The 11,456-nt window shown below is 55.7% G+C and carries 11 protein-coding genes; 9 read left to right on the forward strand and 2 right to left on the reverse strand.

Annotation, left to right across the window (positions count from 1 at the left end; genetic code table 11):
• Position 1 precedes the first annotated feature (1 nt).
• Entirely contained in the window at positions 2–580 is a 579-nt protein-coding gene (gene pal / locus AFE_RS00345; protein WP_009567122.1) for a peptidoglycan-associated lipoprotein Pal, read from the reverse strand.
• Positions 581–914: 334 nt separating this feature from the next.
• Between pal and AFE_RS00350 the strand changes: the two genes are divergently transcribed.
• Positions 915–1,115 (forward strand): hypothetical protein, encoded by a 201-nt coding sequence (locus tag AFE_RS00350; RefSeq protein WP_009567123.1) that lies wholly within the window; start codon positions 915–917, stop codon positions 1,113–1,115.
• Between the two features lie 85 nt (positions 1,116–1,200).
• On the opposite strand, the gene AFE_RS00355 is transcribed toward AFE_RS00350, so the two are convergent.
• Positions 1,201–2,619 carry a sugar transferase gene (locus AFE_RS00355; protein WP_012535775.1) on the reverse strand — a complete coding sequence of 473 codons (1,419 nt, stop codon included), beginning with the start codon at positions 2,617–2,619 and terminating at the stop codon, positions 1,201–1,203.
• A gap of 218 nt (positions 2,620–2,837) precedes the next feature.
• On the opposite strand from AFE_RS00355, the gene AFE_RS00360 reads away from it, so the two are divergent.
• The 8 genes from AFE_RS00360 (at position 2,838) to AFE_RS00395 (ending at position 11,448) form a co-directional block, all read left to right on the forward strand.
• Entirely contained in the window at positions 2,838–3,662 is an 825-nt protein-coding gene (locus AFE_RS00360; protein ID WP_009567125.1) for a Wzz/FepE/Etk N-terminal domain-containing protein, read from the forward strand.
• A 75-nt stretch (positions 3,663–3,737) separates the two neighbouring features.
• The gene (locus AFE_RS00365) at positions 3,738–4,109 is read left to right on the forward strand and encodes a MarR family EPS-associated transcriptional regulator (RefSeq protein WP_012535776.1); all 372 of its coding nucleotides are present in this window, start codon (positions 3,738–3,740) and stop codon (positions 4,107–4,109) included.
• Positions 4,110–4,300: 191 nt separating this feature from the next.
• Positions 4,301–5,800 (forward strand): flippase, encoded by a 1,500-nt coding sequence (locus tag AFE_RS00370; RefSeq protein ID WP_009567128.1) that lies wholly within the window; start codon positions 4,301–4,303, stop codon positions 5,798–5,800.
• A complete protein-coding gene (locus tag AFE_RS00375) occupies positions 5,790–6,851 on the forward strand; it encodes a class I SAM-dependent methyltransferase (protein WP_012535777.1) in 1,062 nt (353 codons plus the stop codon). Before AFE_RS00370 ends, AFE_RS00375 begins: the two co-directional genes overlap by 11 nt.
• A 23-nt stretch (positions 6,852–6,874) precedes the next feature.
• Complete coding sequence (locus AFE_RS00380) at positions 6,875–7,897, forward strand: glycosyltransferase (RefSeq protein WP_009561152.1); 1,023 nt, start codon at positions 6,875–6,877, stop codon at positions 7,895–7,897.
• The gene (locus tag AFE_RS00385; RefSeq protein WP_009561151.1) at positions 7,894–9,105 is read left to right on the forward strand and encodes a glycosyltransferase family 4 protein; all 1,212 of its coding nucleotides are present in this window, start codon (positions 7,894–7,896) and stop codon (positions 9,103–9,105) included. The genes AFE_RS00380 and AFE_RS00385 overlap by 4 nt, the downstream gene beginning before the upstream one ends.
• 15 nt (positions 9,106–9,120) lie before the next feature.
• Entirely contained in the window at positions 9,121–10,401 is a 1,281-nt protein-coding gene (locus tag AFE_RS00390) for a hypothetical protein (RefSeq protein ID WP_012535778.1), read from the forward strand.
• A gap of 6 nt (positions 10,402–10,407) precedes the next feature.
• Complete coding sequence (locus tag AFE_RS00395; protein ID WP_012535779.1) at positions 10,408–11,448, forward strand: glycosyltransferase family 4 protein; 1,041 nt, start codon at positions 10,408–10,410, stop codon at positions 11,446–11,448.
• The last annotated feature ends 8 nt before the right edge of the window (positions 11,449–11,456 follow it).

Below are 11,456 nucleotides of genomic sequence, written 5' to 3' on the forward strand. Positions count from 1 at the left end.
TTCAGCCGTTATAGCCACCGCTATAAACGAAGTCCACGCGGCGGTTTCTGGCCCAGCAGGCGGAGTCGTTGGTGGTACACAAGGGATTGTCCTTGCCGAAACTCACGGTGCTGATCCGTGCCGCGCTGACGCCCTGGGACTGCAGGAACTGCTTCACCGTCTCGGCGCGCTGTTCACCGAGGGCCAGGTTGTACTCCTGGGTGCCGCGATCATCGGTATTCCCCTCCAGGCGCACCTGGACATGGGGATGGGCCACCATGAACTGCGCGTTCTGGGCGGCGATCTGTTGCGCCTGTGCATCCATGGCACCGCTGTTGAATGCGAAATGTACCCGCAAGTTCTGGGGCAAAGCGGCCAGTTCAGCCGCACTCAGGCCGCTGCTGCCACCTCCGATGGGTCCGTTGGCATTGAGATTCTGGCCATTGATGCCCTCACCGGCAAGACCAGCCGTGGCCGCCGAGTTGGCTGGCGCCACCGCGCCAGCCGTCGTGGGCGCCCCGCTCCCCACATTGTGCGCACAGCCCGCCAGCACCAGCGCTCCAGCCGCGGCAACCACCACCTTCAGAAAATCAGAACGCATATCTTCAACCCCCAGCGAAAAATTTGGAGGAATTGTAGCCCGTAGCCAGAGGCAATAGCAATGCGGCGACTTGGCGCGGTGCTCTCAGTAGGCCCCCTCTCGCCGCAAGACCACTTTGACGGTGCGCAGCAGAAGTGTGGTCTTGATCATAAAACGCTAAATGTCCTACCTTCTGTAAGGCCATTTCCCTGGCTCGCCGCCATCGTCCCGCTCATCGCCCTGATCTCCGTCCTGGCGGGTACTCTCGAAGCGCGTCAGGCCTTTCTCTCCCTCCCAGGTAGCCAAGAAAGCAAGATGCTTGTATCTTTATGTTTTTTCCCTGAGGAATCGTGCCATGACTACGGTGGAGATGGTTGAAAAAGCCGTTCAGAGCTTGCCCCCTGCCGACCTCGCAGCATTCCGACGCTGGTTCGCTGAATTTGACGCCGCTGCCTGGGATACTCAGATTGAGGCCGATGCGACGACAGGTAAACTGGACGCATTGGCGACCGAGGCGCTCGCCGAGTACCGCAGCGGCACGGCACGCGAGATTTGAGGCACTTCACATCCAGTCGATTCTGGCATTGCTTTGACGATCTGCAAGAGGGATGACAAATGATGCGCCGCAAGTGGCGACACTCTCAATAAGCCCCCTCCCGCCGCAAGACCACCTTCACCGTCAGGAGCAGGATGACGATGTCGTACCAGAGCGTCCAGTTCTTGATATACCAGGCATCGAGGTAGGCGCGTTCGTCAAAGGTGGTCTCGGAACGGCCGCTGACCTGCCACAAACCGGTAATACCCGGATAAACCATATGATACAGGCAGATATTGTCGCCGTAACGGTCAAGCTCCCGAGCCAATAATGGGCGCGGGCCCACCAGACTCATGTCGCCACGCAACACATTGAACAACTGGGGCAACTCATCCAGGCTGCCACGCCGCAGAAACTTCCCGATCCGGGTCACCCGGGGATCGTTGCGCAGCTTGAAATTTCTTTCGTACTCGGCGGCCAGTTCGGGGTGACTATGCAGGTATTGTTTCAGGCGGTCCTCCGCATCCATCACCATGCTGCGGAATTTCAGGCAACCAAAGGTGCCACCCCCTCGTCCCACACGCTCCTGGATAAAAAATACCGGCCCGCCATCCTCCCTGCGTATACGCCAGGCGACGTAGAGGAGCAGCGGCGACAGCAGAACGACGAGCAACGACGCGGCCAGCAGGTCAAAAAGGCGTTTGGCGATGCGCGGACCCGGCCGGGCCAGGTTGTCCCGCACCCGCAGCATCAGCACCTCGTGGCCAAAAAAATGCATGGCCTCCATGCCAAACAGAGGCAGACCGCGCAAGGGCGGCACCACGGTAAGGTTGGGGTAGCTGAGCCCCAGGGAGCGCACCAGTTTTTCCTGCGCGTCCCACTGATCCATGTCCAGGGCCAGCACGACATGGGGTTTGCCCAGACGGGCCAGGGTAGCCAACGGATCGTCTCCCAGAGCTTCCATGGGCGCCTGGGTGGGAAGTTCGCCAGAAGCCGGATCGCACCCCCCCGGCGTCAGCACCCGTTGTACGGCATAGCCCAGCATGGGTTCGCTGTCCAGGGCGCGGATGGCCTCGGCGGCGTTCCGTCCGCAGCCAACGACCACCACGGGCCGCATCCACACGCCCAGGCGCTGCAAGATATGGTGTACCAGCCATCGGGCCAGGGGCAACAGCACCAGCGCCAGCACCCAGGTGGAAAAAAGCCATAGCCGTGACAGAGGCCATTTGCCGGAAAAGGCAATGGTGGCATTCAATGCCAGCAAGAGCGTGAACACGCCCAGCACTTCACCAGCCTCGTCCCAAAAAGCCTTGCGCCGGGCATAATGCCCCTTGACGGCGAAGGCGGTAATGCCCAGAGCCATCAGCAACAGGAACAGAAGCACATTGACTTGCGCAAGGCTCCCCCACCAGTAGAGCAGCACCCAGCCGGGACTCAGGTGGTAATAGAAGGCGTGGGAAAGGCGGCCAAGATAAAAGGCGGCCAAAAGCGCCAGCACATCGCCCAGCACCAGCGCATAAGGCACCCATTGCGGTCCACGCAAACAGGTACGGCCCGTTGCCGCCGATTTCACGAGTTCACCGATCAGAACTGCCCATTCGCCACTCCGTCGCTCCACATCATGACGCCGAAATTAGACTTGGGAAAGTACCTGCGCGTCAAGCCGCGCAGGGCCAACCGGTACAAGCTTGGACGTTTAGCTGCTACACTCAGCGGCTGTACGAATTTGTCAGAGGATACCGCATGCCGATAGAAGATAACGCCGGAGCCGGACAGCCCCAACGCGCAAATGCCGCTTATACCATTTCCGAGGACGAGATCAGCCTGCGCGACCTGTGGGAGATCATCGCCAAACGCAAATGGCTGGTATTTCTCAGCACGGTGGTCTGTTTGGGGCTGGCGGCCGCCTACGTGAGTCTGGCGCCCACGATCTATGAGAGCACGGCCGTGGTGCAGATCGGCAAGGTCGCCGGGCAGCCGGTGGACAACGGCCTGCAGTTGGCCAGCCGGCTGATGAACCAATACACCCCGGTCAATACCGAGGAGGCACAAAAGCAGATGCCCAAGCTGTACGCCGTGACGCCGGACAAGGCCGACGGCTCCATCCTGACCCTGGAGGCCCGGGGGCGCTCACCACAAGAGGCGCAGCAGTATCTGCAGGGGGTCATCCAGCGACTGCTGGCGGAGGATCAACAACGCTATCAGCAGATCGTGGGGACCCGCCAGGCGCAATTGACACGGTTGCAGGCGCAGTATCAGCGTATGCGCACCTCCCTGAACGCCAAAAGTGGTAAAGGGCAGGCCGATTCGACGTCGACTTTGCTGTTGCTGGAGCAGTCTCGGCGCACCGACGCGCTTACCAATATACAGGCAGCCATCGCCAATATGGAAAACGCACTGGCACCCAATAACACCAGTCCCACGGTGCAAACCCTGTCACCCCGTTATGACCCCATCCCCGTCGCGCCCAAACGCGGGCTGATTCTGGTGCTGGCCGGTCTGGGTGGCCTGATGCTGGGCGTGTTTCTGGCGCTCCTGCAAAACGCATTCCGCAAACAGCAGGCGTAACGGCCCGGCAGATGCCAAGGCTGTACGCCTTGACGCCACCCACCGGACCCCCTACGCTACCCATACGTTCACCGCATGAACAAGACTATGCTCGACGACGCCACACGCTACCATTTACTCAAGCTCCTCACGGAGCACCCCGAGAGCACCCAGCGCGAGTTGGCCGCCGCCATGGGCGTGAGCTTGGGTAAGACCAATTATTGTCTCAAGGCTCTTGTGGATAAGGGCTTGGTCAAGATGGGAAATTTTCGTAGCAACCCGAACAAGGACGTCTACGCCTACCTGCTGACGCCAGAAGGCATCCAGGAAAAAGCCCGGGTCACCGTCCGCTTCCTGCACCGGAAAATGGCGGAATACGACACTCTCCAGGCGGAGATCGCCGCCCTGCGCCGGGAAGTGGACGGCCTCAGCGCATCCGGCCTCGATGCCGGGAGGGGGGCGGCATGACCGCCGCCGAGCGCCTCGCGCGCTACGAACGCCCCTTCGCCGCCATCCCTCTTTCCCTCGCCGGGCTGTGGGTGGATTGAACCCATGCGCCTCAGCCCCGAACAAATCGCCCAGATCCGCCAGGGTGCGGCGGAAAGTTTTGGCCCCAAAGCAGGCAACCCAGGTGGCCATGGCACGGCAAAGCCCCTGACATGACCGCCCCCCACCCCCGTATCGCCCGCTCCACCCTCATCAATCTGGTGGGCGCTGCCATACCTGCCGCTCTGCTGTTAATCACTGTACCCATCTATCTTCACCTCATAGGTGAAGCCCGCTACGGCGTCCTTGCCATAGTCTGGCTGCTGCTTGGCTACTTTGGGGTATTTGATTTTGGATTCGGGCGGGCAGTCGCCAACCGCATCGCCGCCCTCCACGACGCTACGGCCGAAGAGCGACAGGGTATTTTTTGGACCGGATTAGCGATCAGTGCCGTTACCGGCCTCATTGGCGGAGCCATTCTCTATCTGCTTGGGGATTGGCTGTTTGCTCATGTTTTCCACATCTCCGGCTCTTTGCGAATCGAAGCGGAAAATGCAATGCCGTGGTTGGCACTTGCGTTGCCACTAGCCATTATTATCTCGCTGCTGGCAGGCGCCCTGGAAGGGCGACAAGCCTTTCTCGCGCTTAATGGAGCACAAATTTTTGGTACGGTGCTCTATCAGCTTTTCCCGTTAGTTGTAGCCTATGCGGGATGGATAACGCTACCTTATTTGATATCGGCCGCCATTGTCGGACGGCTATTGAGCGTCCTATTACTTTTCGCTCTTAGCTATCGCCATGTACCCCTGTCGCCACGCCCCCGCTTTGCCCTCCATCAGGTGAAATCCTTGCTGCACTACGGCGGCTGGATCACGGTCACCGGGCTGGTCGGCCCCCTGTTGACCGTTTTTGACCGCTTCCTCATTGGCGCCAAGGTGGGCATGGTGGCAGTCACCGCTTACACTGTGCCTTATAACCTTGTCATGCGGCTCTCCATTCTTCCTGGCAGCCTACAAACTGCATTGTTCCCCAGATTTGCCATGGTGGACCCCACCGAGGCAAAGGTGCTGGCGGCGCGTGCCATATTATCCATAGGGGCTATCATGACCCCGATAGTGGTGATAGGGTTGCTGCTCATCAAACCCTTTCTGATCCTTTGGGTGGGCGCAGCGCTGGCGGAAAAAACCGCCCCGGTCGGACAAATACTACTCGTCGGGATATGGATCAATACCCTGGCCATTATTCCCTTTACCTATCTCCAAGGCAGAGGGCGCCCCGATTTGCCCGCCAAGTTCCATGTCCTGGAGCTTCTTCCCTACGTTGCTATCCTGTGGGTGCTTATCGACCGGCTTGGCATACCGGGCGCCGCTTGGGCCTGGGATCTGCGTGTCCTTGCGGATACCCTGCTCTTGTTCTGGGCGGCGCAGACTACCTCCGGCTTGAACCGCACCATGGCTGGTATCCTGCCCATTACCGGGGCCTTCGTTATTGCCTTTGAAATGCCTTATGACTCTGCCCTGTATGTGGGGATTTCGCTACTGTTGGCAGGTGCAAGCATTGGCTGGTCCATTGCCAGCATTCCTCAAGATCAACGCACCACCCTCTCGCGTCGCCTTTTGGCGCGAACGCCTCCTGTCAACTCAACGGTCTCGCAGGAAAAACATGGATCATGAACAGATAGAAAGTCAGCCCTGGCCCCAGGAAGGTCTGGAGCGAGTAGAACGCTGCCCGATCTGCGGTGAGGTAGACCGAGCGCTGCTTCATGACGGGCTGACGGACAAGATATTTTTTTGCGCGCCGGGGCGGTGGTCACTATATCAATGCCCGACCTGTGGTGCCGCCTACCTGGACCCAAGGCCGACCCCTGCCACCATAGCCATGGCTTATAGTGACTACTACACCCATGAAGAAGGGGATGATGCCCCCAAGGGAAGATTCGCGCATTTAAAGCGCCGTTTGCGCAATGATTACCTCAATGCCCGCTATAATGCCGATCTCCAGCCTGCATGGAAGGTCGGGCGATGGATCACCCCCCTGTTGGGCCGAAAACGAAAGCAGATAGACGAAAGCGTTCGCCACCTGCCCGCCACTGGAAAACCGGGTGTGCTGGTAGACATTGGCTGTGGCAATGGTCAGTTCCTCGGCGTCGCCATGCAGCTGGGTTGGGAAGCTTGGGGCGTTGATCTCGATCCCAAAGCAGTGAAAACTGCGCAGAAGACGGGGGCCACCGTCATACAGGGCGGCTTTCCAGACACTGGCCTACCTTCTGCACACTTCGATATTGTGACGCTCAGCCATGTGATTGAACACGTTCATGACCCCCTAGCTGCGCTTCGGGAAGCATTTCGAGTACTTAAACCTGGTGGACACCTCTGGCTTGCCACGCCAAACATGGGGAGTTTCGGCCACGTGCGCTTCGGTGCCGATTGGAGAGGGCTTGAGCCGCCGCGGCACCTCGTCCTTTTTAACAATAATAGCCTAGAAATAGCGTTAGATGGCGCTGGATTTATAGATATTAAGCAAAAGCCCTGTCTGGCGCAGGCAGCATGGTTTTACCAAAGCAGTTTGCGTATCTCTCGTTGTCAAGATCCGTACGATGCTAGCGCAAGTGGCTTGCCCCTAACTCTGTGGATTGCAGCCAAGCTCGTTGATTTCAGAGTGGCGGTGTCACCCTTTCGCTGTGAGAGCATCGTGGTAACCGCGAAACGGCCAGAATCCGATTAACGCCGAAAGGATGGTAACAGTTCATGGTTATGGAAGAAACCAACAGCGCTAAAGGTGTTACAGTGGTCACTGTAACATATGGCGAACGTCGGCATTTTCTGGAGCCCATGTTGCGTGCAACATTAGCCCAAGGTGTAGAAAGGATCATCCTTGTCAACAACGGCACCAATTGGGATGTGGCAGGACTTGCGACAGAGATCGATCGTACGCGCATCGAGCTCGTTCAATCAAGTAAAAACATGGGCTCTGCCGCTGGTTTTTCCACTGGGATATCTAAAGCCCTGGAGCAAGGCGCCGAGATGATTTGGTTATTGGACGACGACAATAGGGCAACCGAGGGGTCCTTGAAGGTGCTACTCGGTGCCTATGCAAAGTTGCGGGAGACACACCCCCATGAGGAGTTCGCCGCCCTAGCTTTTCGGCCCGAGCATCAAGCTGACGTTACCATGGGAGCATCCCAGCGGCGGGTCAATCCACGGCGCTCCAGCTTTCTTGGTTTCCATATTTTTGACATTCCTCATAAATTTTGGCGGCGGACGCCGCTGGGCAAGCGGCGTCCGAACCAAGCGTTGCCCAAAATAATCCGGCTGGACACAGCCATTTATAGTGGTCTCCTCTTTCATCGTAGGCTAGTTGATCGTATTGGTTTACCTCGGACGGACTTCGTTCTCTATGGTGACGATAATGAATTCACTTACCGCATCACCCGGTATGGGGGTGGTACCTACCTGATCACCGGAGCGTTGCTGGAAGATATGGAATCATCTTGGAATGTTAAGCGCCGACATAGCAATTCCTTTTCTGGCCTGTTGAAAGGAGAAGGCGACTTTCGAGCCTATTATGGTATGCGCAATGGCGCTTTTTTCGATACTTATTGCAAAGATCATAATCCAATGATGTATGCCATCAATCTTAGGTTTTATCTTGCTATTCTTTTTCTATTCTCCCGTATATACAATCGCCATGAGCGTTATCGCTTGCTTTCCCAAGCGGTGAAAGACGGCCTCGCGAAGAGGCTTGGCCTCCATTCAGATTATCCGTTATGAAAATATTGCACCTGAATACCTTCGACGACCCGGTCGATGGTGGAGGCGCTGAAGTTGTTCTTTGGGAACTGATACGGGGACTCGCTAGTGCAGGCCACGATAATGTTCTTCTTGCGACCCGCGACCAACCTGGGCTGCAAAGGATCGAGCGCGATGGCATTCCCATCTGGCGTGCGGGGCTCCGCAATTGGTACTGGTCAGGGAACCATACACCCAAAGGAGCCGCTCTGCGGGCCATGTGGCATGCATTCGATAGCTACAATCTCTGGATGCAGGATTACCTGCTTCGGGTATTGCGGACAGAGCGGCCTGATGTGGTGACGGTACATGGCCTATCCGGATGGTCAGCCGCATCATGGAAAACGATCCAAAGCCAAGGCATCCCCATCGTGCAAGTCCTGCATGACCATTATCTATTATGCCCAAGGGCAACCATGTTCAAAAAGGGGCGTACTTGTGAAAAACAATGTACTAGTTGCCACTTGCTGCGCATTTGGCATCCCAACTTAAGCAATGCGCTCTCTGCGGTAGTAGGGGTAAGTCGCTATATTCTTGATCGCCATATGGCATTGGGCTACTTTCAGGACGTGGCTCTGCGTGAGGTGATTCACAATGTCCGCAGCCCCAGCGCCTTGGGCCTCGATGAGCCTACGCCAGTGCGTGAATCGCCTACGGGCTTGCGTATAGGCTTTATCGGCCAGCTAGTCCCTGCCAAGGGGGTAGAGGTCCTAATGGGAGCGTTCAAAACTGCCGTGTTACCGAATGCGGAACTCTGGATTGCGGGCAGAGGTAAACCAGATTATGAGGCGTCATTGCGTAAAAACGCTGCATCAACTCCTGTGCGCTTTCTCGGTCGCATGGCACCACGAGACTTTTATCCTCAGGTGGATATTGTTGTGGTACCTTCCTTGTGGCAGGAGCCCCTTGGCTTGGTCGTGGCGGAGGCTCTCGCATTTGGTAAGCCCGTCATCGCTTCAAAGCGTGGAGGCATTCCGGAGATGATCAAAGATGGTGAGAATGGTTTGTTATTCGAGCCGAATCGTCCGGAAGATCTACAGGAATCTTTACATCGTCTTGGCAGTGATCGGGCAATGCGCGTCCGTATGGGGAAAACGGCCAAAATATCGTCCGCCAATTTTCTCGACGTAACCCGATGGATCGACGGATATATAGATATTTATAGGCAACTTGATAAGCACGGAATATAAAAAGAGGTTTATTGCATGGATGATATTTTGGCGCATGAAGCAATCCCGAATTATTTTGGTCGCCGTATGCGCGGTATGTTATCAATGTCTACTATGGTCCTCTGGACAACAACGTTATTTTTACTATCATTGGTTTGCTATGGTCCATTTCGTTATTATATGGCGAAGTTTGGCCTTGCTGAATTTGTGTATATACCCAAGATTCTGTTGTTCATTATGATACCATTCATGATAAGTTATATTGGGCGCGCTAGTAAGGCTTTAATTATTGGGGGCGCGATTGTAACGCTGTTCGCTGGGTGGGGTATGGTAGAGCTTCCTTCTCTTGATCAATCATTATTTGGAGTGTGGGTGATCATACCGTTGCTATATGGTTTGTTGTCGGCGCACTATTTTTTTAATAATACGAACGCATACAAAAAGATATTTGTTATCTTATTTATTATAGCGTTGTCAGGGGTTCTTATTAACGTTTTCGTGCAATATCCGTGGGTTGGTGCAAGCTTTAAAATTGGTGGGGAGGAAGTGCAAATTTCTCGGAGATGGTGGGCGTTTGGGATCAGTAGGATTGGCGGATTTTCCGGCGCCTCTTTCGATGCAGCCATACAGATCATGTTTTTTTCTGTCTGGCTGATGTTCGTTATAAACAGCAACGCCATAAAAGTATTGGTGTGGATTGCTTCTGGTGTAGGTGTTACGCTGACAACAACAAAGGGTGTCCTTGGAGCATATTTGATATTAACTACATTTTTTATAAGCGGAAAAGTATTTGGCCATAAATTGTTGTGGCGCCAAATCTGGGTGCTGCTTTTGTTGGCTAATCTCAGCCTGTTAGTTTTTTTGCCGTTGTCAACTGTTATTATCCATTATAATCCAACATTTCATGGTTATTTTGACCGGTTTATCTTTGCGAGTTTCGGCGATAGGCTGAACTATACATGGCCAGCGTCATTCGGCCTTTTGCACCATGATGTAGGGTGGCTTTTCGGTCGGGGGATTGGCGGAATCGGCACCCCGCAAACCTATTTCGAGCCATCAAATGCGTTGCCCGCAGATAATTTATATGTTTATTTGGCGGTTGACCTTGGGCCGATTCTCGCCGCCGTAATATTGATTGCCATTTGCTTAAAGGCAGCCCGGTCCTTTTTGAGGACGAATGATGCATCTTTAATGTTTTCTATCCTTGTTTTTTTGATAGCATACGGTATGGTGGTAAATATCGTTGAAGCACCAATACTATCCCTTTTCTTTGGGGTAGTCATTGGTAGATTATTTCAGAAGGACCGAGAGGTATGATTAAACTTGTTCTACGTTAATTCCAGAATTTTAGGTCAATCCATAACCGGCGTGCAACGCTATCTGCTGGAGTTGCTGCAGCGAATGCCTGCTGGTGGCATACAACAGATTGCCCCCCGGCACCCTATCAGCGGCGCCCGTGCTCACCTCTGGGAGCAGGCGGTCCTGCCGCTGCGGACGCGAGGGCATCTGCTATGGAGTCCAAGCAACACCGGACCCCTGGCGGTCTCCCGGCAAGTAGTGACCATCCACGATGTAGTGCCGATTGATCACCCCGAGTGGCTTAACCCGCGCTTTTCGGCGTGGTACCGCTTCCTCACGCCGAAATTGGCGCGGCGGGTCGCGCGGGTGATTACCGATTCGGAATTTACCAAGGCGCGTCTTCTGGAAACCACCGGCGTCGCTGACAATAAGGTGACTGTCGTTCCGTTGGGAGTGGATGCCCGTTTTGGTCCGCAAGACGGGGATGATGTGGAGAGCGCCATTCAAAAACTGGAATTGCCGACCAGTCGTTATGTTTTGAGCCTTGGGTCCCTGGAGCCGCGCAAGAATCTTGGCCGCCTGCTGCGCGCCTGGGCAATCATTTATCGCCGCTTGCCGGAAGATGTTTGGTTGGTCGTGAGCGGGGCGAAAGGGAAAAGCCTGGTATTTCAGGACGTACCGGAGTTGAAGGCGCTGCCGCCTCGGGTCTTTCTTACCGGCCATGTCCCCGATGAACTTCTCCCCTCTTTATACGCGGGGGCGATCGCCTTCGCGTATCTTTCCGTCTACGAAGGCTTCGGGCTGCCCCCTCTGGAGGCGATGGCATCAGGCACCCCTACGCTGGTGGGTAACTGTGCGTCATTGCCGGAGGTGGTTGGCGATGCCGCCGTGCAAGTGGACCCCTATGACATCGACGCCATTGCGGATGGTCTTCAGCGGCTGATCGAAGATGCTTCCCTGCGCGCGGTGCTACGGGAGAAGGGACTGGAGCGGGCCGGGCAGTTTAAGTGGGATAAAACCGCCGAACAGACCTGGCGGGTGCTTGCGGAGGCTGCGGAAGACTGATGCGCATC

Source organism: Acidithiobacillus ferrooxidans ATCC 23270, from assembly GCF_000021485.1.
In the GTDB taxonomy this organism is placed as follows: Bacteria; Pseudomonadota; Gammaproteobacteria; order Acidithiobacillales; family Acidithiobacillaceae; genus Acidithiobacillus; species Acidithiobacillus ferrooxidans.

What these genes read in the sequence shown, in the direction of transcription:
- AFE_RS00390 (WP_012535778.1), top strand. Translation starts at nt 9,121, where the DNA reads ATGGATGATATTTTGGCGCATGAAGCAATCCCGAATTATTTTGGTCGC.
- AFE_RS00365 (WP_012535776.1), top strand. Translation starts at nt 3,738, where the DNA reads ATGAACAAGACTATGCTCGACGACGCCACACGCTACCATTTACTCAAG.
- AFE_RS00370 (WP_009567128.1), top strand. Translation starts at nt 4,301, where the DNA reads ATGACCGCCCCCCACCCCCGTATCGCCCGCTCCACCCTCATCAATCTG.
- pal (WP_009567122.1), bottom strand. Translation starts at nt 580, where the DNA reads ATGCGTTCTGATTTTCTGAAGGTGGTGGTTGCCGCGGCTGGAGCGCTG.
- AFE_RS00360 (WP_009567125.1), top strand. Translation starts at nt 2,838, where the DNA reads ATGCCGATAGAAGATAACGCCGGAGCCGGACAGCCCCAACGCGCAAAT.
- AFE_RS00380 (WP_009561152.1), top strand. Translation starts at nt 6,875, where the DNA reads ATGGTTATGGAAGAAACCAACAGCGCTAAAGGTGTTACAGTGGTCACT.
- AFE_RS00350 (WP_009567123.1), top strand. Translation starts at nt 915, where the DNA reads ATGACTACGGTGGAGATGGTTGAAAAAGCCGTTCAGAGCTTGCCCCCT.
- AFE_RS00375 (WP_012535777.1), top strand. Translation starts at nt 5,790, where the DNA reads ATGGATCATGAACAGATAGAAAGTCAGCCCTGGCCCCAGGAAGGTCTG.
- AFE_RS00385 (WP_009561151.1), top strand. Translation starts at nt 7,894, where the DNA reads ATGAAAATATTGCACCTGAATACCTTCGACGACCCGGTCGATGGTGGA.